Consider the following 20,259-nt stretch of genomic DNA (forward strand, 5'->3'; position numbering starts at 1 on the left):
ATCCGTCACCAGATCGCTTGAAACCACAACTCAACGACACCTAACAAAGCCCTACTAGAGAGCGATGAGCTCCTGAACGGCCCGGTCCGCCAGCTGCGAGGCCGGGCCCTCACCGACCAGCTTCCCGCCACGCAGCGCGAGGTAGCGGTCGGCCAGCTTCTGGATCATGCCGATGTGCTGCTCGACCAGCAGGAGCGCCGTCCCACGGGCACGGATCTCCCGCAGCGCCTCGACGATGGCGTCGATGACCACCGGGGCCAGACCCTCCGTGGGCTCGTCGAGCATCAGCAGCGCGGGCTCGGCCATGAGCGCCCGGGCGATGGCCAGCATCTGCTGCTCCCCGCCGCTGAGCGCCGTGCCGTGCCGACGCCGGCCGCGCGCCAGGTTCGGGAAGAGCTCGAAGACGGCGTCGAGCGTCCACGTGCCCCTGCGACCTGACGCGCGGCCGAGCAGGATGTTCTCCTCGACGGTCAGGTTCGGGAAGATCCTCTTGCCCTGCGGCACCAGGCAGACGCCCCGCGAGGTGGGCACGTGCGCACGCCCGGTGAGTGGCACGCCGTCGACGAGGATGTCCCCCCGGACGGTCGGCACGCCGTAGACGGCGAGCAGCGTGGTCGACTTTCCCGCACCGTTGCGGCCCACGAGGCCCACGGTCTCACCCGCGCCGACGACGAACGAGACGTCCTGCAGGATCGTCGCGCCGCCGTAGGAGGCGAAGACATCGCGGAATTCCAGGATCGCGCTCACGCCGCACTCCCCAGGTAGGCGCGGATGACCTCGGGATCAGCCCGGACCTGCGCCGGCATGCCGGAGCTCAGGACCTCTCCGAGGTCGAGCACGGTGACCGTGTCGCAGGTCCGGAAGACGCCTTCCACGTCGTGCTCCACCAGCAGCGCCGCGACGTTGCACGCGCGACACAGGTCGCGTACATGCTGCAGCATCCTGCCCGCCTCGTCGGCCACCAGACCCGCGCACGGCTCGTCGAGGAGCACGACCCGCGGCTGGCCGATCAGGGCGATGGCGAGGTCGACCGCCCGTTGGGTGCCGTAGGCGATCTCGCCGCAGACCCGGTCGATCACATCACCCAGGCTGAGCGTGTCGATGATCCCGGCCAGGTCCGGCTCCGCGTTCCTGCGCGCGATCATTGCCAGCTGGGCGCCCACCGTCATGGACGCGAAGATGCTGGTGCGCTGGAAGGACCGCGAGATCCCGTGGGCGCGCCGCCAGCGGACGGACCGGTAGGTGATGTCCTCGCCGTCGAGGAGCACCCGGCCCGACAACGGGCGTCGACGACCGGACAGCGCGTCGATGAAGGTGGACTTGCCCGCGCCGTTGGGACCGATCACCCCGTGCACACACCCCTGCTCCAGAGCGATGTCGATGTTGTTGTTCGCCGCGACGGCGCCGTACCGCACCGACAGCCCCTTGGCTTCGAACACCGCCATCAGCGCTTCACCCGCTTCCAGAGACGCTGCAGAGTTCCGGTGATCCCACCGGGCAGGAAGACCAGAACGACGATGAGGGCGATGCCGGTGTACAGGTGCAGGTTGGCGCCGGAGTTCAGGCGTGCCTGGCCCCAGACGTAGAGCGCGGTACCGGCCAGCGGCCCGACCAGCGTGCCGAGTCCCCCCACCATGGCCGCGATCAACGAGTCGCCGGCCTGGGAGAAGCTCAGGACGTCGGGTGAGACGTAGGCGGCGTTGAGCGCGAACAGCGCACCTCCGAGCGACGCCAGCAGTCCCGAGAGAACGAAGGCGCCCAGCCGGGGCAGGAAGGTGTTGTAGCCGGAGAAGCGCATTCGCTCCTCGTTCTCGCGAATCCCTTCGAGAGTCGTCCCGAAACGGGAGCGACCGACCAGCCAGACAAGCACGATGCCCACCGCGAGCGGGACCCACACGACAGGCCAGAAGCGACCGGGGTCCTGCAGGTGCGCCGACGACAGCCCGAGGAAGGAGGAGTCGGCGGCCAGATCGATCGACAGGCCGTCGTATGCGCCGGTGAGCGGCCGGAAGGACGTCTGCACGCAGAGCTGCTAAAGCGCCTGCGAGAGAGCCAGCGTCAGCATGAGAAACCCCATGCCCGAGGCGCGGACCACCAGGACGCCGATGAACACCGCGATGACGGTGCCGACGAGCACCCCGAACAGCACCGCCGGCATCGGCCCCCAGCCGAAGTGGTTGACCGCGACGCCGACCCCGTAGGCCGCGCCGCCGAAGAACGCCGTGTGGCCGAGACTGATCAGGCCGAGATTCCGGGCCAGAAAGCCGATCCCGAGGGTCAGCAGGCCCAACAGCGCGGCCTGGACCGCCAGGCCCATGGTGTACGTGTCGGCGATGACATACGGCACCGCCAGGCCGATCGCCAGCACGACGACGGCCGCGGCGAGCCCGAGCACCAGCCCGCGGCGCGGCCTTCGCCTGTCTTCGGGAGCGGCCTCGATGGCGGTCACCTCAGCCGTGGTTGCCGCGGTCACGATGCCCTCCTGCCTGCCAGGCCCCGCGGGCGCCACAGCAGCACCACGACAAGGGCCACGTACGGAACCAGGACGGAGACGCTCGGCGACCAGACGGTGATGAGGGTCTGGACGACGCCGAGGCCCATACCCGCGGCCATTGCCCCGCCGACGCTGCCCACGCCGCCGACAACGACCACGATGAGCACGGTGATGAGGAACTTGCCACCCATCGACGGATCCACCGAGATGTAGGGCGCCGCGAGAATGCCGGCGAGACCCGCAAGGGCGGCGCCGAGACTCACGACGATGATGCTGATCCGATTGACGTCGACGCCCATGATCCCCGCCGTCTCGAGATCCTGGCTCGCGGCCCTGATGTACAGCCCGGTGCGGGTGTGACGCAGCCAGCCGATGAGCCCGGCGGTCATGGCGATCGCGACCACGATGAGGCCGAGCCGATAGGTGGGATAGTCCACGCCGAGCAGGGACGTGGTGCCCCGCAGCCCCGGGGGCGGGTCCAGCGCGAGCGTCTTCTCCCCCCAGACGAGCACCACCAGGCGCTCGGCGACCAGAGCCAGCCCGAAGGTCACCAGGCCAACCTCCATGTGGGACCGGTTCTGCAGCGGCCGGAAGAACACAATCTCGAGCAGCACGCCGATCGCCGCGAGAGCGAGTGGCACCAGGACGAGCGCAACCCAGAAGTCGATGTGCCGGGCCACCGAATAGCCGATGTAGGCACCGGTCATGTAGAGCGCTCCGTGGGCAAAGTTCGTGACGCCACGAAGTCCGTAGATCATCGCCAGCCCGGAGCTCAGCACCATGAGAAGGGAGCCGAGCGCGATGCCGTTGAGGACCTGTGCCGCGTTCATGCACAGCCTTTCTCTGACGACGCAGCGTGCGCCGCGGACCGTTGTACTGGGCGCACGCTGCGCGGGAGTCACAAACTGCAGTCAGGGCTGGGCGTCGAGGTCGTCCGGCTCGCCGGCGCCGAGATCAGGATCTTGAAGCCCAGTCCGGTACCGGACTGCACGACCTGGCCCAGGTAGGACGGCCGCAGCAGCTGATGGTCGGCTCCGCGCATCGTCACCGGCCCCACGATGCTGTCGAAGGCGAGGCCGTCCAATGCGGCGCCGACCTTCTTGGGGTCGATGCTGCCGGCCTTCTCGATGCCCGCGAACAGCGTCTTTGCCGCCAGGTAGTTGTCCGCGGGGACGTAGTAGGGCGCGCCGCCGTACTACGCCGTGTAGGCGGCGGCGAACTTCTTGTTCAGGTCGTTGTCCGCGTTCACGTCGTAACCGACGTTGTTGTAGTACCCCACGACACCGTCGCCCAGGACGCCGAACAGCGGCTCGGACACCGTGTTCAGGCCGAGGGCCGTCTTGACCTGCGAGAACAGGTTAAACTGCTCGGCCTGTTTCACGAAGGCGACACCGTCGGCGCCGTACTCGACCACGAAGACGGCGTCCGCGCCGCTGCCCTTGAGCTTGGTGATGTACGAGCCGAAGTCCGTCGTGTTCAGCGGCGCGAACTGTTGCAGCACCACCTGCTTGCCGGCCGCCCGCGCCGCCTTGGCGAAGGTGTCGGCCGCGCTGTGGCCGGTCGAGTAGTCCACGGCCTGGATCGCCCACCTGGTCGCCGGCATCGTCGCGAGAGTCGAGGCCAGGGCGTTGATGTCCATCGTGTCGGTCTGGACGATGTGGAAGCTGTTCGGCACGCACTTGCTGCCCACGAGACCGGCGTCCTTGGCTGTCGCGTTGAAGGCGAGCGCGCCAAGGCTCCCCAGCTGCGCATTGAGCGCCGCGGCCTCGGTCGAGGTCACGATGGCGCCGATGAACCGCGCGCCCTGCTTCGTCACGGCCTCCCGCGCCGCCTGTAAAGTCGTGCCGCTCTTTCCGTCCGTGGTCTTCTTGATCAGCTCGACCCGATGGCCGTCGACCCCGCCCGCGGCGTTGACCTCGTCGACCGCGAGCTGCCACCCCTTGACCTCGTCGGTTCCGTACTGGGCGAGCGCGCCGGTGCTCGGCGGGATGAGCGCTATCCTGATCGGCGAAGCGCCCCCGCCAGACGACTCCGTGGCCGTCGAACTCCCGCCGGACGAGCCGCACGCAGCCAGCGCGACGGACGTCGCCAGCGCGAGCGCCGCGATCGGAACGGTCTTCTTCATGCGCACCTCGCGAAGCAGTTCCGGGCCGCACCCGGATGTGATGGACCTCACCGAATATTGGTCTGACAGTTGGAGCAGATCACCCCCCCGGAAGGGGCCTTCGCCTACTCCTAAGGAGCGGTTGACCGGCGGCTCGACCCGAAGTCCCACATCGCCGCGGCGATCCGTCGGTACTGGAGCTCGTCCGACCCTTCCGTGATCCGGTAGCGCCGGTGGTGCCGGTAGATGTACTCGAAGGGGTAGTGCCTGCTGTAACCGACCCCGCCGTGGATCTGCATCGCGCGGTCGGCGGCGTCGCAGGCCAGCCGGTTGCCGCGCACGTTCACCATGGCCACCTTGTCGCTCACGGCCGTCCTGCCGCGCACGTCCATCTCCCAGGCGGTCTTGTACAGCGTGTTGCGCACCAGCTCGGCCTCGGTCTGCAACTCGACGAGCTGCCATTGGATGCCCTGGTAGTCGCGCATCCTTCCGCCGAAAAGCCTGCGCTCGTCCGTGTACTGCACACTCCGGTCCACGCAGAACTGCGCCGCGCCCAGCGAGGATGCCGCCTGTCGGATCCGGTTCTCGTGGACGAAGAGCTGCGCACAGTCCAGGCCGCGTCCCACCTCGCCGACGACCGCGCTGGCCGGCACGCAGACGTCGTTGAGGCGTACCTCCGCGTGGTCGGTCGGCATGTTGAAGGTCCACCAGTAGAACGGGACCTCGAAGCCCGGTGCACCGGTCGGCACCAGGAACGCGGTGATCCCGGACGCCTTCCCGTCCTCGCCACCGGTCCGGGCGAAGACGAGGTCGACCTCGGCCACGTCGACGACGCTGTTCCAGCGCTTGGCACCGCTGATGACCCAGTCGGAGCCATCGCGGACAGCCCGCGTCTCCAGCCAGGTCGCGTCACTGCCGTGGTTCGGCTCGGTGAGTCCGAACGCCATCTCCAGGTCCCCGCAGACGAGCCGATCCAGGTACGTCTTCTTCTACTCGTCGGTGCCGTACTCGTGTAGGACGAGGGCCAGCGGCAGGTTCGCCACCACCGAGGCCTCGTGGCTCAGTTCCGCGTGCAGGCCCGGGCCGCGGTGGGCCAGATGCTCCCGGATCGCGGCCATCGCGACGTTGGTACCGTCGCTTCCGCCGAGGGCCGCGGGCAGGGGGTACCGGTAGAAGCCGGCCTTGTCGGCCAGCACCCGCGCCTCGTGCATGATCTCGCGCCACCGGGCCGACGGGATGCCGCCTCGGTCCAGATCGGTGCGGGTGAACTCACGGCGGTGGTCGAAGTACTCGGGATGCTCTTCCTCGATCGGCTTTATCTGGGCGTCGATGAAGCGATCAAGCTCGGCGATGAAGGCCGTGACGTCCTCGGGGAGTGAGATGTCCATGGTCGCTGTCTCCTCTGCGCCGGGTCGACGGCCCCGACCGTAGGCTCGCCCGCCGGGACGGCGGGCGCAGCGTCCCGGGCGGCGATGTCGAGTTCTCCACCACCTCCGACGACGGCCCTCGCCTGTGGCGGCTCGGGCTGCCTGCATCCGTGGCATGGTGGTTGTGCAGGGAGTTGACGCGCTGCGCGGAACGGCAAGCCCGCCTGCGTCGCCGAGTCCGTCGTCGCGTACTTCGACTGAGCGACCCGCCGGCGCGCCGGCGGGTCACTCCCCGTCCAGCGCCCGGTGCCCGGCCTCGAGAACGTCGGTCAGGTGACGGGCCGCGACCTGCAACGCCGGATCGGGCTCCGGGCGCCTACGGTCCCGCTTGTAGATCACCGCGATGGTGGCCGCGACCTTGTAGTAGCAGACGCCGAGGAACCAGGACAGGTCGGTGGCGCTCTGGTCGGCCTCGCCCGGGATCGCGCCCAGCGCACGACGCGCGGAGGTGTACTCGGCCAGCAGTGCCGCCTGGGTTGGCAGCGCCGAGCAGGCCGCTCGATCGGCGGCCGGGCGGTCCTCATGGAAGACGTGCGCCGGCTGCGTGTGCATGAGCAACCAGGCAAGGTCCGACCGAGGATCGCCGACAGACCAGATCTCCCAGTCGATGACCGCCTCGAGGGTCGCCCCGCTGAACAGCATGTTCGCCAGGCGGAAGTCCCCGTGGAGCACCCGCGGCTCCACCCCGGCGGGCACGCTGCCCGCCAGTCGCTCGTGCAGCTTCTCGTGGCCAGGGCCGATGTCCGCATCGACGGTGGCGAACAGCCGCTGCCAGCGCCCCAGTTCCTCGGCAGCAGGGCAGACCGGCTCCGCGCCGAGGCCCAGCGCGTCGGGCGACCGGGCCTGTAGCCGCGCCAGGGCGCGGGCCGCGACCAGCATCCGCTGCGCGGCGACGGCCGCGGACGGGGGCGTCGGGCTCACGTCCAGGCCGGGCTCGTACGACTCACTGGGCCGGCGCGCCATCCCGAACAGGGGTGGGACCTGCGGTGGCGCGCCGGGGTCGGCGAACTCGACCGCCGGAACCGGAAAGCCGTCGAGCCCGGCCAGACAGCGCAACACCTGGGCCTGGCGCAGGACGTCACGGTTGCGAACCGGGGCCAGTCCCGCCGGCGCCACCTTCAGCACCACCGGCCGCTCGCTCGCACCGGTTCTCATCGTCGCCGCGTACGTCAGGCTCGAGACCCCGCCCTCGAGCCGAAGCAGGCCAGCGACGTCGGCGCCGGGGTGCACGCGCCGGGCCGCGGCCGTGGCCCGGCGCAGGACGTCGGCCAGGTCGATGTCGGTCACGTCGGACACTGTGCTCAGCGACCCGTCACGGCGGCAAGCATGCGGCGGGAAGACAGGTGGAGAGGCCCACAGGCCGGCCGAGGCAACGGTTCGGGGATGCCGGGCCGCGCGAGGTAGAACCGGGTAATGATCCCCACCACCACGCAGTCTTTCGATGCGTCGTCCTGGCAGCACCGGTTCCGCCTCGACGGAAAGGTCGCCGTGGTGACGGGGGCGTCCAGCGGCCTGGGCGTCGCGATCGCGCAGGGCATGGCCGCCGCGGGGGCCGACGTCGCCATCGGTGCGCGCCGTCTCGGCCTGCTGACGTGTTCCCGCGAGATCGTCGAGAAGCTGGGCCGCCGGTGCGTTGCGGTACAGACCGACGTGACCCGCGTCGATGACTGCGACCGTCTGGTCGGGGCGGCCGTGGCCGAACTCGGCGGGTGCGACATTCTGATCAACAACGCGGGCATCGGCGGGGACTACAACCCGGCGACCGAGGACCCGCCCGACCACTTCCGGCACGTCGTCGACGTGAACCTGATGGGCTCGTACTAGATGGCGCAGGCGGCCGGCCGGGTCATGCCGCCCGGCAGCGCCATCGTCAATCTCTCCAGCGTGATGGCGGTGACCACCGCCAAGATGCCCGCGACCGGCTACAGCGCAGCCAAGGCCGCAGTCCTGGGCATGACCCGGGATCTCGCGGCCCAGTGGGGACCGAAGGGCATCCGCGTCAACGCCATCCTCCCCGGCGTCTTCCTGACCGAGGCGACCGCCAACTACAGCCCCGGCTACCAGCGCAGGATCATCGACACCCGCGTGCCCGCCGGGCGGCTCGGCGACGCGATCGAAATCGCGAGCACGGCGGTGTTCCTCGGCTCGGACGCGGCCTCCTACATCACCGGGGTGGGCGTGCCGGTGGACGGAGGCGTGCTGCTGCTCTGACGGCACGCCCCGTGATGCGCAGGGCAGACAGCGCCGTCGCCGGCGCCCGGCGGGTCATGCGGTGTCCTTCTTTGCCGGGGCTGGTTGGTCCAGGACGGCGCTCACCTGGCGCTCGACGAACGGCGGGAGGGCGGGATGGCCCTCCAGCCGCAGCACCAGCAACGCAGTCTGCGCGCTGAGCTGGTCATTCGCGTTCGCGGCGACGTCCAGCCCGGTGAGGTCGTGCACCTTCGCCATCCGCAGCCGGACGGTGTTCTCGTGAATCCCCAGCCGGGCGGCGGACTCACGTACCGAGCGGCCAGCGTCGAAGAGGCACTGCAGGGTTCGCAGCAGGTCGGCCGAGCCGGGGGTGCCACCGAGCAGAGCTCCCAGCACGTCGTGCACGTACCGCCGCACGGACGCGATGTCACTGTTCGCGACGAACAGCCGCGCCGGGCCGAGGTCGTCGACGGCGATCACATTGTTACGCGAACGCCCGAAACGGTCGATACACAGCAGCACCTCACGAGTCTCGCGGTACGCGCGCGCAAGACCGTCCGGCCTGGACACCGCCGACACTCCGACGACGGTCTCCGGCTCTCCCAGCTCGGCGACGGTCTGCCGCATCACCTGCTTGACCCGGTGCACGAACGCGACGCACGCGGAGCCCTCAGGAACCTCGACGAGGAGGATGGTGCCCTCCCGGCCTCGGGTCGCCAGTATCTCGACGTCGAGCTTCTTGGCCACGAGATCCGCGAGGACCTGGTCGTCACGGAGCTTGTCCGCGGGGTGGTCGCCCAGGTAGACGAGCACGCGGTCGGCGTCGGGGCGAACCCCGAGATAGTCCGCCGACGCGAGCAGGTCGGCGTCGGGGTAAGACCCCCGCACCAGTTGCCGGGCGAGCGCGGCACGCGCGTTCCACGACGCACGGGCGACCCGGCGCTGCATCGCGTACTCCGTCGCGAGATAGAACGCAGTCCGCCGGACCAGGTTCGCCTCGTCGCCGCCGAGCCGGACCGCCACCTCTCCCATCACCAGCCACGCGAACATCCGCCCGTCGCGAGCGACCGGGACCAGCAGGTGCCGTCGGGCAAGCCCGCGGGCGGGCTGGGCGTGGATCATGGTTGGCTTCGTCGAGGCGACATCGACCGGCCCGCACCGATCGAGGAGCAGGTCCAGGTCCGGAGCCCGGAAGTCGGAGCCTCGCGCGGCGACGGAGCGCGACACGACTCGACGCCTCGGGTCGATCAGCCACAGCGGATTCGCGGTGAACTCCGCGGCGGCGCCGACCAGACCCGAGATCCCCCCGCCACGGGCGACCGCGGCGGACAGCCACAGTTCGACCGCATGCCGACGGGCCAACTCCTCGTATCGGCGCCGCAGTTCGTCGACGGGGACGGACGCCGACGCCCCGACCACGGTGCTCACGGCTGCTCTCGGCTGTTCTCGCGCCGCGGGGGCCGGCAGGCTCACGCCGCGAACCGTCTGCTGATCTCCGCGCGCAGGACGTGCTTCTGGACCTTGCCCGTGGCGGTCATCGGCAGCGCCGAAACGATCTCGAGCCGCTCCGGCATCTTCTGGACGGCCACTCGCTGTGCCCGCAGGTAGTCGGTGACGTCGTTGAGTTCGAGCGAGTCGGCACCCGGTGCCAGCACGACGAATGCGCAGGCCTTCTCGCCGAGCCGCTCGTCGGGCATGCCGACGACGGCGACGGTCGCGATCGCCGGGTGGCTCAGCAGGTGGTCCTCGATCTCCCGGGCGCTGATGTTCATACCGCCGCGGATGATGATGTCCTTGATGCGGCCGGTGACCCGGATGAAGCCGTCTGCGTCCATACGCCCGAGGTCACCGCTGCGGGAGAAGCCCTCGGGGGTGAACAGCGCGGCCGTCTGCTCCTCGTCGCGGAAATACTCGATCATGTGGCTGGGGCCCTTGTAGGCGAGGTCGCCCTCCTCGCCGCGCGGCACCTCCAGACCGTCGGGCCCGACGACCTTGACGCGGGCCCCGGCGAGCGCGGACCCGTCCGAGGTGACGGCGCGCTGCGGTGGGTCCTCGAGCGTGCACATCGTCGTCAGGAAGTTCTCGGAGCGTCCGTAGAGGCTCAGCGTCCGGCAGCGCGCCAGCACTTCCCCGGCCCGTTCGACGACGGCTCCCGGAATCGGCGACCCGGCGCAGATCCAGGCGCGCATGCTGCTCGGGTCGTGCTTCGCGGGATCGTAGGCCGTCATCAGCATCTGCAGGAACGGGGTGGCCGAGACCGTGACGGTGCAGCCGTAGCGTTCGATCCGCGCCAGCCCCTCCTGCGGATCCCACGCCTCCATCAGGTGCGAACTCGCTCCGGCCAGCAGCGGCAGCACCACACTGGTTACCAGTCCAGTACTGTGGGTGATTGGCGACGGCCCGAACTGGACGTCCTCGGATGTGTACCGCAGACTCGCGGCAATCGCCGCCGCGCTGGCCCGCAGCGTGTTGAACGTGTGGAAGCAGCCCTTCGGGCGCGAGGTGGTGCCCGAGGTGTAGACGATCAGGAACCCGTCGTCCGGCGAGCTGTCCGGGCCGAGTCCCGCCTCGAGATCGGCCGGGTTGCCCTCGGCGTAGAGGGACTCCAGCGCCGTCGCCCCGGCGAGGTCGCCCTCCGCGCGCGCAACGATGATCCGCTCGAGGCTGGCGCAGCCGGGCTTCAGAGACTGGAACATCGCCCGGTGACCGAAGCCGCGGAACGCGTCGGCGGTGACCGCGGCGACCGCGGCGCTGTGTTCGAGGACGTAACCGACCTCGTCGTCGCGGTAGATCGGCATGATCGGCACGGTGATCGCGCCGAGCCGGGAGAGTGCGGCGGCGACCAGCGGAAACTCCGTCCAGTTGGGTAACTGGACGGCTACCTGGTCGCCTAATCCGACGCCGACGGAGGCCAGTCCCGCGGCGAGCCGAACAGTCCGCTTGCGGAACTCACCGTAGGTGATGCTGGTGGTCCCGTCGAAGACGAAGGTGTGGTCGTGGTGCGCGCCGGCCTGCGCCGTGGCGAGGTCGAAGAAGCTCGACGTCTGCCAGTGCCCGGACGCGTAGAAGGAGGCGATTTCTTCGTCTGAATAGCGGCTGTGAACAGTCGGGAGAACAGTTGACACGCAAGACCTCCTGGTGGCGTGCGTCACAAGGCGCGAGCGTAAAATGGTTGGACCATTGTTACAAGCGGCCCGGCGAGGGCACGCCGACCCGCACGTCCCGACCTCGCCCCTCAGACGTCCGCCGGCCGTACCCGCTACCAGACGATGCTGCCGCGCCGGTAGGCCTCTCTCGCGATGATCTTCTTCTGGATCTCGGCGGTGCCGTCGGCGATCAGGTAGGCGAACACATCGCGGTAGCGCTACTGCAAAGGGAACTCGACGGCGTACCCGAGGTTGCCGTGGACACGGATGGCCGCCTCGATGGCGTTCTTCGCCACTACCGGCGGCCACCACTTGCTCATCGAAGCCTGCGCCGTGTGCGGCTGGCCACTCGCGCGCAGCCACAGCGCGCGGTAGCACATCCACCGGGCCGCCTCGACGTAGGTGGCCTGCTCGGCGAGCAGGAACGAGATGCCCTGGAAGTCGGCGATCGGCCGGCCGAAGGCCTGCCGCTGCTGGGAGTATGCGAGAGCCTCGTCGAGGCTGGCCCTGGCCGCACCGAGACAGAGCAGGCCGAGCGCGGCCCGGCTGAAGTCGAAATGGCTCATCACGGAGCGAAAACCGGTGCCCTGCTCGCCGATACGGTGCGTCGCTGGGACGAAGACGTCGTCGAAGTGCAGGGTGCCCCACCCGAGCGGGAGGCAGCCCATGCCGGCGAGATGACTCCGCGTCAGGCCCTCCGCGTCCATCGGCACCGCATAGGCGCTTACCCCGCGCGCACCGGTCGTGCCTGGCTCGCGGGCGTAGACGACCACGCAGCTCGCATTCATCACCCAGGTGATGGCGGTCTTCTCGCCGCGCAGCCGCCAACCGCCGTCCACCGGGCTCGCCACCGTGCGCAGGGCGGCGGCGTCCGAGCCGGACCCCGGCTCAGTCAACGCAATCGCCACGGTCTCCCGCCCCTCGACCAGCGACGGAAGGTACCGCTCGCGGACCTCGTCACCGGCGAGGGCGAGCTGCGACCCGGTCAGGCCCACCTGGACAGGTGCCGCGGCCACGTTGACGTCCCCGTAGGCGAGGGTCTCCGTGGCGAGCCCGAGCATGATCGGATCTTCCTCGCCGGTGCCGCCGTACTCCTTCGGCATCCCGATGCCGAGCAGCCCGAGCTCACCGAGCTCGGCGAGGGCGTCGAACGGGAACATGGTGGACGCGGCGCGCTGCCGGTAGGCCGGCGCGAGGGTCGAGCGCGCGTAGTCCTCCAGGGTCGCCCGGAAGGCTTCCTGCTCCTCACTGAACGCGAACGACAACGCAACATATCTCCCTGTTATGGGCTGACGATCGTGCGGATGCGCGGGCGGTCGCCTCGGCGCCAGGCTGCCGCGGCGACGGGCCCGTAGACTGACGACAATCGTCCATTTAGGTCGACCTCGTCAATGGTCAGACCGAAAAGGGGACGATACCCTCGCACCGGCACCGGCTTCCACCACGGCTGAGCCGGGCCGCGACGTACCCGGCATCCGTCGGATTGCTCGCGGACGGGCCCCGGCCAGCAGCATCGTCGCGCGGGGCATGGAGGGCCGTCACGATGAGCTCGCAGCCGCCACCCGTAGTGATAGCTCCGATCTATTCGGCGCCTCTTGATTGACGTTTGTCGTATGCAGGCCGTACCGTGCCGTATTGCGTGACGACGGGAGGAAGCCGGTGTAAGTCCGGCACGGTCGCGCCACTGTGAGTCGGTCGTCTTCGTTCGGCCGGTGAGTCAGATACTCCGTCGTCACGTCGCCCCACCGGACCGCGGGACGCCGTATCCCCCAAGGAGGCTCACTGTGAGTAGTACTTCCGCTCCCATCGCCCTGCCGACGCAGGTCGTCCTTCCGCTGTCGAAGGCCGCGTTCTGGCTGGCCGGCACCGCGATTCTCGCGTTGCTCGTCTACTACTTCATCGGCGTGGACCAGGGCGCGACGTCGATCTTCGGCAACGACGTCCACATCCACGAGTTCGTGCACGACGCCCGCCACTTCCTGGGTTTCCCCTGCCACTGATCTGACAAGGTACGGGGTCTTTAAACTCATGGAAAAGAAATTCATCCTGCGCGGAGTCATCGCGGGGGGCGTGGCCGGTCTCCTGGCCTTCCTGTTCGCGCGTGTCTTCGCCGAGCCGCAGATCCAGAAGGCCATCGACTACGAGTCCGGCCGGGACGCGGCGCAGGAGGCACTGGACAAGGCCGCCGGCATCGCGGTCGAGGCCGCCGGCTCGGATCCCTTCAGCCGCACGATCCAGGAGAACGTCGGCATCGGCGTCGGCATGGTCTTCTTCGGCATAGCGATGGGGGCGCTGTTCTCGGTCGCCTACTTCGTGTGCGCGGGCCGGGTCGGCAATCTGCGGCCTCGGACTCTGGCGATGCTGGTGGCGGCCGGCGGATTCCTCGCCTTCTATCTCGTGCCGTTCATCAAGTATCCCGCCAACCCGCCGGCGATCGGACACGAAGAGACGATCAAGGACCGCGGCGGTCTGTACCTGCTGATGGTGCTCGCCTCGATCGTGTTCCTCGTCACCGCGGTGTGGGTGGGTCAGCGGCTCAGCACCCGGTTCGGGAACTGGAACGCCACCCTGATCGCCGGGGCGGCGTTCATCGTCCCGATCGCCATCATCATGCTGATCCTGCCCTCCCTCGGCCATCTCGCCACCAACAAGGCGGAGTTCGGCAACCACGCCACCGAGACGCCGCTGCCGCTCACGGACCCGAGCGGCACGATCGTCTATCCCGGATTCAATGCGGACGTGCTGTTCAACTTCCGCTTCTACTCGGTGGCCGCCCAGCTGATCCTGTGGACGGCGATCGGTCTCGTCTTCGCCCCGTTGGCGGAAAGACTGCATGCGGGCCCCCGCGCGGGAGACCAGCCCGGCGAAGCCGGTGGCCGCCACGGTGTAAGGAGCGAAACCAGCCGGGTTCTGGACCCGGCCTGATCGGTCTCGTGGGCCACCCAGGCCGGCGAGCGGTTCAGCGTTGTCCCATGGTGTGCGGTGCACCGACCAGTAATAACCAGCGAGCGTGTCCTGTGCCGCCACCGCGCTGAACGCTCATGCGCTGCCACACGGGATCCCGTCGGCCGTTCTACCTGGAAAACGCCCGGCAGCCGTCGCTACAGTCGAGTGAGATCGATCTTGACGGGGAAGGGTGCGGCGGCATCGACGACGCCCGTGAAGACCTCGACGTCACGGTAGGTTCCGGTTGCCGGGTCGAGGACGTAGGTGTGGATGACCGGGACGCCCGCGGGGGGCTGCTCGACCCGCCAGTAGTACGAGATCCCCGCCCTCGCATACTGCTCGGCCTTGACAATCCGGTCAGTCGTCTCCGAACCCGGCGAAACGACCTCGACGACGAGCAGGATGTGCTCGGGACGGGCCGGCATGACATCGATCGTGTCAGCCCGGTACACGACGACGTCCGGACGCCGATTCGTCAGCGGCACGTCCTGGAGCCGAACGTCGAAGTCGAAATCCGCGTTCCAGTCCGGCCCGGCGGCGGCCTCCAGCGCGACCGCGAGAATCTTGATCAGGCGGTTGTGTCGCTTGGACGCGCTGGGACTCACGACGACCATCCCGTCCATGATCTCGATGCCCGCGCACTGCTCGGCGGACCAGGAGTCGTACTGCTCCGCCGTGACCTGCTCATGCATCCACGCAGGAGCGATCATCTCCGCGGTGATGGCGCACCTCCCTCTCAGGAGACCCGACCGACCTGATCCCTGCGCACCAGCGTAGCGCCGTCCCTCCGCGTCTCGACGTGTTCGCAGGCGCGCCGTCCACGCTCGACGGCTCGCGGACCACCAGGTGACCTACGTAATCGTCGGCGGCGTCGGCGCCCGCTTCCAAGGATCACCCAACATCACCGGTGACCTCGACATCGTCCTCACCCACGCCCGCGCCCTGCTGACCAGCACCCCAGCGGGTCGCACCGCCTACCTCGACCTCACCCAGCCGATCGCCCTCTCCCTCACTGCGATCTTCCATCTCACCTTCACGCACATCACCGCCGACTACGACCCGGGCGTGGAACTGGTCCACCGCTGGCGGCCCGAAGGCGGCAACATGCCCGACGACCTGACCGACGCCCAGGTCAGCATCTACGGCGGCATCGCCCGCGAGAGGTGATGTTCGGCGACCTCGCTGAGGGGACGGACCGCGACCACGCGTCAGCGGTTGACCGTCTGTCCGATCTCGGGGACCGATCCGGTCGCGAGAACCGCCGACCTGTACCCGAACCCGCACGGGTTGCGCTCCGTGGCTGCCTCGTCGCCCAGGTACCGGTGGTCTCCTGGGCTAAACAACAGCCGATCCAGGTTGCCGGGGTTGTGCGAGTCCGGCACCGTGACGCTGACCGCCGGCCGGCCGATGAGGTCCGTGTCATGCACGTTCACCCGGGCGCTGCCGAGCCCGCCGACGATGGTGAACAACGCCCTCTGCACGTCCGGTCCGACCGGGAGCAACGCGAGGTCGGCGACCGCGGCGAGGATGGTACGGTCCTCCACCGGCTCCTTCTCCCCGGCGGTGAGCATCCGACGCAGGGTAGCGGGGTCGGCCGGGAGCCGGCTCAGATCCGCCAGCGTGACCCGGGTGGTCCCGACGAAGTAGGTTGCATCCTCGATGCGCATGCCGGCCTGTAGTTGAGGGTCGAGGATGGCGTAGGCCGACGGACCCGCCCAGTCCCGACGGATGACCGGGTTTCCCGCGCTGTGGCCGTCTGCGGTCCGCGCATAGACCGTCTCGCGGTACCCGAACGGACCCGGTCGATCCTTCCACGACCCCGCCGGGATCGGCGGCGCCGGCGGCACGGTGACCGTCGGGCAGGTCCTGGCCGCCGGCCCCGTCGTGGCCGCCTGGACGGCCACCGTCTGATGGCCACCGTCGGACCTGCTGATCACCGCGATCGGCACGGCGACCAGCACGGCGACACCGGCGGCCACGGCCGCGCTCTTCCATCCGCGCCGCGGCCCGCGCCGACCCGACCGGGTTCCACGGCCCGGGGAATCGCCGGCCGGCCACTCGCCGCCGGTGACGACGGAGAGCACCGTCTCCTCTCCCAGTGCCGGATCCGCTGACGCCGCCTCCCCCGATGCCGCCCGGGCCTCGGCGGCGATCGCCTCGTTCAACCTGGCGCGCGCGCGTCGGCGCTCCTCGTCCGACGGCCCGGTGACGTCTGGCCGGAACCCGCGCACTGACGTCATCTCGTCCACGGCTCGTCCTTCGGTTCGATGAGGGATTCGGCATCGGACACCCGCAGTGCCGCGAGCCGGGGCCGCAGCTGCGCGCGAGCCCGGTGCATCCGGGAGCGGACGGTCCCGACCGGCAGCTCCAGCGCGCGGGCGACCTCGGAGTAACTCATCTCGGTCCACGCCAGGAGCAGCAGCACGTCGCGGTCGCCGGCCGTCATCGCGTCCAGCGCGGCGGCGATGACGGGAGCGGCCGCGGCGGCGTCCAGCCGACGCTCGGCCCGGCCGTAGGCGTCCTCGGCGTCGGAGTCCGCAACCGGGTCGGCACCCTGGCGCATGTAGGCAGCCAGCATGCGGCTCTCCGCCCGCTGCCGGGAACGCATCAGGTTGTGCGCAATTCCGTACAGCCAGGGCAATGCGTCCGGAAAGGCAAGATCGTAGTCCCGGCGGCGGAAGAACCCCGTCGTGAAGGTCTCCGCGGCGACGTCGGCGGCGATATCCTGGCCGGCCCGCCGGGCCACATAACGGTAGATCGCGTCGTGGTGACGATCGAAGATCAGTCCGAACACGGCCGGGTCCTCGCACGACCGCGCGATGACCTGCGCATCGGCATCTGGCACCGCCATGCTGGGTGCGTCCTGCACCCACTGATTCGGCGCCGAGGGCGCCGGCCGCGCCGGCGGAGTCGCCGTGCCCGGTTCCGCCGCCCGATCCGACATCACTGCCGCGGCGTTCATCGCGGTCCGAGACTCCCCGGTCGGCCCGGTCGGTGGCGAGGGCTGTCCCTCCCCATAGCTGTCGGCTCGCTGCTCGAGCCACGCGGTCGACGCGATCCACCACGACGGTACGTGGGCGGACTGCCGGGAACGAGCCACCGGCGACCATCCCTCCAGGGTCATCGTTGCCTCACCGTTCGCCGTCCTTTCCCGCGTCTGTGCGCAGACACGGACCAACAGGGGCACCGTCATCCCCTATTGGCCGCGCAACGGCGAACGGTTCACGCCGCGCCATCCCGGCCCCCGGCGATGTGCCGGCGGCCGGCGCTATCCCAGCGGCAGGTAGGCGCCGAGCAGGCTCTCCCGGTCGGCGCGGGCCTGGGCGGCCGGGCCCGACCAGGCGAGGGTGCCGTGCCGCAGGACGTGCACGCGATCGCGATCGCCAGGGCGCTGCGGACATGCTGTTCGACGAGGACGACGGCGAGCCCGTCATCCGCGGCGGCCCGCACGGCCCCCAGCAGGCGGTGCACGACGCGCGGCGCGAGGCCCAACGAGAGTTCGTCGGCGAGCAGGACCGTGGGCCGGCGCGCCAAGGCGCGCGAGGGTCACCATCTGCTGCTGTCCCCCGGAGAGCAGCCCGGCCCGCCGATCGAGGTGCTCGACCAGCTCGGGGAAGATCGACAGGGCGAGGTCCGGGTCCGCACCGACCGACCCGGAGCTGGCGCTGCGGCGGACTCCAGGCTGGGCAGTGCCTCGGTGGTGAGCCCACATCAAGAAGGTGCCTCGACGGTAGCGCGATCCCGGGGACTGGGCCACGTGAGAGCGCGCTCGCCGGTCCCGGATCTGAGGCCCTGCTCACGGTTGGCGCGGCGCAGGTGGACTCGGATGGTGTGTTCGGTCCAGTGGTGCATGGGGCTGAACGAGACGGCGTGGGGGTCTTTGAGCTGACGGAAGGCGAACTCGGCGTCGGGCTGGGAGCGGTAGGCCGCGACCACGTCGGTGACCGGCCAGTCGTCGCGGTCGGTGACCAGGACCCGTTTCCCGAAGGTCTCCTGTTCGAGGGTGTCGCGGGCGGCCTGGTCAACGGCCCAGGCCAGCCGGTGCTCGGCGAGGGTGCCGCCGGTCAGGGCAGTGGTCACGACGCGCCGCAGCCAGGGGTCCGCGCAGATCCTGTCGATCTCGGCCTGGACCTTGTCCTGGGGCCGGCGGGTCTTCCCGCGGGCCAGGGTCGCGGCCAGTTCGTCGAGTTTCGCGCCGGCCTTGGAGATCGTCTGGGTCAGGCCGCAGGCCTGGCCTTCCTGCAGGGTCGGCGAGTGGGCGAGGACCACGCGCCGGTCGGTGCCGTAGACGGTGCGGCGGGCCTCCAGCGCGGTCAGCCCGTCGAACCCGTCGACCGGGGCGCGGTCGGTGGCGGGCCGGGCGAGCAGGTCGGGGCAGTCCGAGGGTGGGATGGAGCCGACGAAGTGCAGCCTGGAGGCGGCGAGGTGGTCGATCAGGGTGGTTGAACTGGGTGACGTCGGGCCGGTTGCCCGGGTAGGTGTGTGAGACCAGCGGGATGCCGTCGTCGCGGGTGACGACCAGGCCGAGGCCGACCAGGCGCAGGTCGGCCTCGCTGACCAGGTCCATCGCGTCCCAGAACCGGCGATGGTCGACCATCCTGGCCGTCAGGCCGGTGATCCGGCCCAGCGAGGTGGTCGCGGACCAGTCGGCGAAGCCGGCCTTCGAACGGGGGTCGCAGATCCGGTTGAGCGCGGCCAGCGCGAGGTACGTCTTCCCGCCGGGCTTCTTCCCCACCACCGACGACATGCTTTAGGTAATACACAACGGGCGGCGCGCTGTCGATCAGATGGATGGTCGACGGTCCAGGTCAGACCGTCATGAGCCGACCACAGGCCGGCTCGACGGACACCAAAGATCAAATTATCCAGGAAACTCGGGCTAGGCAGGGTCTGGGAGCTCCCGCCCGGCGGCGATGGTCGCCTGGACCTCGGCGACACGCTGTTCCTCCTCGGCCCGCAGTCGTTCGGCGTCGAGCACGTCGGCGGCGTCCTCGTCCTGCGCCATGAGCTGGTCCAGGTTGGCGTCGCCGAGCTCGAAGACGCCCATGTCGAGGTATGCCTGCTGGAGCCGCGGGCCCCACAGCCCGATGTCCTTCACGCACGGCACGATCCGGGCGAACAGCAGCGTCCTGAAGATCCGCATCAGCTCGGAGGCCTCGATCAGCTCCTTGGCCTCCGCCGAGCGCAGGCCGAGGTTCTCCAGGACCTCGATGCCCTGGATCCGGTCGCGCATCAGGTAGCAGCCCTCGATGACGAACTCCTCGCGTTCCCGGAGCTCGGCGTCGGAGAGCTGGCGGTAGTAGTCGCGCAGCGCGATCCGGCCGAAGGCCACGTGCCGGGCCTCGTCCTGCATGACGTAGGCAAGCAGCTGCTTGGGAAGCGGCTTTGTCGCGGTGTCGCGGATCAGGCCGAACGCGGCGAGCGCCAGGCCTTCGATGAGCACCTGCATGCCCAGGTACGGCATGTCCCACCGGGAGTCGCCCAGGCTGTCGGCCAGCAGCCCCTGCAGCTTGTCGTTGATCGGGTAGAGCAGGCCCACTTTCTCGTGCAGGAACCTGGTGTAGATCTCGACGTGTCGGGCCTCATCGACAACCTGGGTGGCGGAGTAGAGCTTCGCGTCCAGGCCAGGTGAGGTCTCCACGATGCGCGCCGCGCAGATCAGCGCGCCCTGCTCACCGTGCAGGAACTGGGAGAACTGCCAGGCGGCGGAGTGCCGGCGCACCTCGGCGCGGTTGGCCGCGGACATGCGGTCCCAGTGCTCGCTCCCGTAGAGGACGTTCGTCTCGTCGGGAATGCCGACCGGGTCGTAGGGGTCGACCTCCAGCTCCCAGTCGATCCGCCTGGTGGCGTCCCACTGCTGGACCTTTCCCTTCTGGTAAAGGTCCAGCAGTTGGCCGCGTTCGGGGTCGTATTCCCAGGTGAAAACGGGTCGGCCGCCTGCGTCGGCGGCCC

The 20,259-nt window shown here is 69.6% G+C and carries 18 protein-coding genes, 3 pseudogenes and 1 riboswitch; of the genes and pseudogenes, 5 read left to right on the forward strand and 16 right to left on the reverse strand.

From position 1 onward, the window contains the following. Positions 1 to 54: 54 nt before the first annotated feature. The 8 genes and pseudogenes from G6R25_RS10665 to G6R25_RS10705 all read right to left on the reverse strand — a co-directional run bounded on the left by G6R25_RS10665 (position 55) and on the right by G6R25_RS10705 (position 7,312). Complete coding sequence (locus G6R25_RS10665; protein WP_205447037.1) at positions 55 to 747, reverse strand: ABC transporter ATP-binding protein; 693 nt, start codon at positions 745 to 747, stop codon at positions 55 to 57. Further along, positions 744 to 1,445 carry an ABC transporter ATP-binding protein gene (locus G6R25_RS10670; protein ID WP_163552853.1) on the reverse strand — a complete coding sequence of 234 codons (702 nt, stop codon included), beginning with the start codon at positions 1,443 to 1,445 and terminating at the stop codon, positions 744 to 746. The genes G6R25_RS10665 and G6R25_RS10670 overlap by 4 nt, the downstream gene beginning before the upstream one ends. Continuing rightward, positions 1,445 to 2,317, reverse strand: a pseudogene (locus tag G6R25_RS10675) (branched-chain amino acid ABC transporter permease). Before G6R25_RS10675 ends, G6R25_RS10670 begins: the two are co-directional and overlap by 1 nt. 152 nt (positions 2,318 to 2,469) lie before the next feature. Then, complete coding sequence (locus G6R25_RS10685; RefSeq protein ID WP_163552855.1) at positions 2,470 to 3,324, reverse strand: branched-chain amino acid ABC transporter permease; 855 nt, start codon at positions 3,322 to 3,324, stop codon at positions 2,470 to 2,472. Between the two features lie 68 nt (positions 3,325 to 3,392). Further along, positions 3,393 to 4,619 (reverse strand): annotated as a pseudogene (locus G6R25_RS10695) (ABC transporter substrate-binding protein). A gap of 110 nt (positions 4,620 to 4,729) precedes the next feature. Further along, entirely contained in the window at positions 4,730 to 5,545 is an 816-nt protein-coding gene (locus tag G6R25_RS31395) for an acyl-CoA dehydrogenase family protein (protein WP_235947998.1), read from the reverse strand. 42 nt (positions 5,546 to 5,587) lie between these two features. Beyond that, complete coding sequence (locus G6R25_RS31400; RefSeq protein ID WP_235948000.1) at positions 5,588 to 5,986, reverse strand: acyl-CoA dehydrogenase N-terminal domain-containing protein; 399 nt, start codon at positions 5,984 to 5,986, stop codon at positions 5,588 to 5,590. Positions 5,987 to 6,250: 264 nt separating this feature from the next. Then, a complete protein-coding gene (locus G6R25_RS10705; RefSeq protein ID WP_163552857.1) occupies positions 6,251 to 7,312 on the reverse strand; it encodes a phosphotransferase family protein in 1,062 nt (353 codons plus the stop codon). A gap of 126 nt (positions 7,313 to 7,438) precedes the next feature. Between G6R25_RS10705 and G6R25_RS10710 the strand changes: the two are divergent. Continuing rightward, positions 7,439 to 8,236: pseudogene (locus tag G6R25_RS10710) on the forward strand (SDR family NAD(P)-dependent oxidoreductase). A gap of 54 nt (positions 8,237 to 8,290) precedes the next feature. On the opposite strand, the gene G6R25_RS10715 reads toward G6R25_RS10710, so the two are convergent. The 3 genes from G6R25_RS10715 to G6R25_RS10725 form a co-directional block, all read right to left on the reverse strand. Next, complete coding sequence (locus tag G6R25_RS10715) at positions 8,291 to 9,643, reverse strand: PucR family transcriptional regulator (protein ID WP_163552858.1); 1,353 nt, start codon at positions 9,641 to 9,643, stop codon at positions 8,291 to 8,293. Between the two features lie 41 nt (positions 9,644 to 9,684). Continuing rightward, on the reverse strand, positions 9,685 to 11,340 hold the full coding sequence (locus G6R25_RS10720) for an AMP-binding protein (protein ID WP_163552859.1): 1,656 nt from the start codon (positions 11,338 to 11,340) through the stop codon (positions 9,685 to 9,687). A gap of 239 nt (positions 11,341 to 11,579) precedes the next feature. Next, positions 11,580 to 12,626 carry an acyl-CoA dehydrogenase family protein gene (locus G6R25_RS10725; RefSeq protein ID WP_205447039.1) on the reverse strand — a complete coding sequence of 349 codons (1,047 nt, stop codon included), beginning with the start codon at positions 12,624 to 12,626 and terminating at the stop codon, positions 11,580 to 11,582. 373 nt (positions 12,627 to 12,999) lie between these two features. Then, positions 13,000 to 13,098, forward strand: a riboswitch (adenosylcobalamin (AdoCbl) riboswitch). A gap of 47 nt (positions 13,099 to 13,145) precedes the next feature. Here G6R25_RS10725 and G6R25_RS10730 point away from each other — a divergent pair. Further along, complete coding sequence (locus G6R25_RS10730; RefSeq protein WP_205447041.1) at positions 13,146 to 13,361, forward strand: CbtB domain-containing protein; 216 nt, start codon at positions 13,146 to 13,148, stop codon at positions 13,359 to 13,361. 28 nt (positions 13,362 to 13,389) lie between these two features. Further along, a complete protein-coding gene (locus G6R25_RS10735; RefSeq protein ID WP_163552860.1) occupies positions 13,390 to 14,286 on the forward strand; it encodes a CbtA family protein in 897 nt (298 codons plus the stop codon). Positions 14,287 to 14,462: 176 nt separating this feature from the next. On the opposite strand, the gene G6R25_RS10740 is transcribed toward G6R25_RS10735, so the two are convergent. Further along, on the reverse strand, positions 14,463 to 15,017 hold the full coding sequence (locus G6R25_RS10740; RefSeq protein ID WP_163552861.1) for a Uma2 family endonuclease: 555 nt from the start codon (positions 15,015 to 15,017) through the stop codon (positions 14,463 to 14,465). Positions 15,018 to 15,153: 136 nt separating this feature from the next. Here G6R25_RS10740 and G6R25_RS10745 point away from each other — a divergent pair, with 136 nt between their 5' ends. After that, positions 15,154 to 15,474 carry a class I SAM-dependent methyltransferase gene (locus G6R25_RS10745; RefSeq protein WP_163552862.1) on the forward strand — a complete coding sequence of 107 codons (321 nt, stop codon included), beginning with the start codon at positions 15,154 to 15,156 and terminating at the stop codon, positions 15,472 to 15,474. A 41-nt stretch (positions 15,475 to 15,515) separates the two neighbouring features. Here G6R25_RS10745 and G6R25_RS10750 read toward each other — a convergent pair whose 3' ends face one another. The 3 genes from G6R25_RS10750 to G6R25_RS10765 form a co-directional block, all read right to left on the reverse strand. Then, a complete protein-coding gene (locus tag G6R25_RS10750) occupies positions 15,516 to 16,556 on the reverse strand; it encodes a hypothetical protein (protein WP_163552863.1) in 1,041 nt (346 codons plus the stop codon). Further along, a complete protein-coding gene (locus G6R25_RS10755) occupies positions 16,544 to 17,158 on the reverse strand; it encodes an RNA polymerase sigma factor (protein ID WP_163552864.1) in 615 nt (204 codons plus the stop codon). The genes G6R25_RS10750 and G6R25_RS10755 overlap by 13 nt, the downstream gene beginning before the upstream one ends. Before the next feature lie 860 nt (positions 17,159 to 18,018). After that, complete coding sequence (locus G6R25_RS10765; RefSeq protein ID WP_163552865.1) at positions 18,019 to 18,576, reverse strand: hypothetical protein; 558 nt, start codon at positions 18,574 to 18,576, stop codon at positions 18,019 to 18,021. A gap of 344 nt (positions 18,577 to 18,920) precedes the next feature. On the opposite strand from G6R25_RS10765, the gene G6R25_RS10770 reads away from it, so the two are divergent. After that, positions 18,921 to 19,061 carry a hypothetical protein gene (locus G6R25_RS10770; RefSeq protein ID WP_163552866.1) on the forward strand — a complete coding sequence of 47 codons (141 nt, stop codon included), beginning with the start codon at positions 18,921 to 18,923 and terminating at the stop codon, positions 19,059 to 19,061. A 125-nt stretch (positions 19,062 to 19,186) separates the two neighbouring features. Here G6R25_RS10770 and G6R25_RS10775 read toward each other — a convergent pair. Further along, positions 19,187 to 20,259, reverse strand: a 1,073-nt coding sequence (locus G6R25_RS10775; RefSeq protein ID WP_163552867.1) for a ferritin-like domain-containing protein, incomplete at its 5' end; no start/stop codon positions are given.

Origin of the sequence: Candidatus Frankia alpina (assembly GCF_902806485.1) — a bacterium.
Lineage (GTDB): Bacteria > Actinomycetota > Actinomycetes > Frankiales > Frankiaceae > Frankia > Frankia alpina.

Excerpts from the sequence above, each read along its gene's own strand:
- G6R25_RS10670 (WP_163552853.1), bottom strand. The coding sequence starts at position 1,445 with ATGGCGGTGTTCGAAGCCAAGGGGCTGTCGGTGCGGTACGGCGCCGTC.
- G6R25_RS10685 (WP_163552855.1), bottom strand. The coding sequence starts at position 3,324 with ATGAACGCGGCACAGGTCCTCAACGGCATCGCGCTCGGCTCCCTTCTC.
- G6R25_RS31395 (WP_235947998.1), bottom strand. The coding sequence starts at position 5,545 with ATGGCGTTCGGACTCACCGAGCCGAACCACGGCAGTGACGCGACCTGG.
- G6R25_RS31400 (WP_235948000.1), bottom strand. The coding sequence starts at position 5,986 with ATGGACATCTCACTCCCCGAGGACGTCACGGCCTTCATCGCCGAGCTT.
- G6R25_RS10735 (WP_163552860.1), top strand. The coding sequence starts at position 13,390 with ATGGAAAAGAAATTCATCCTGCGCGGAGTCATCGCGGGGGGCGTGGCC.
- G6R25_RS10740 (WP_163552861.1), bottom strand. The coding sequence starts at position 15,017 with ATGATCGCTCCTGCGTGGATGCATGAGCAGGTCACGGCGGAGCAGTAC.
- G6R25_RS10755 (WP_163552864.1), bottom strand. The coding sequence starts at position 17,158 with ATGGCGGTGCCAGATGCCGATGCGCAGGTCATCGCGCGGTCGTGCGAG.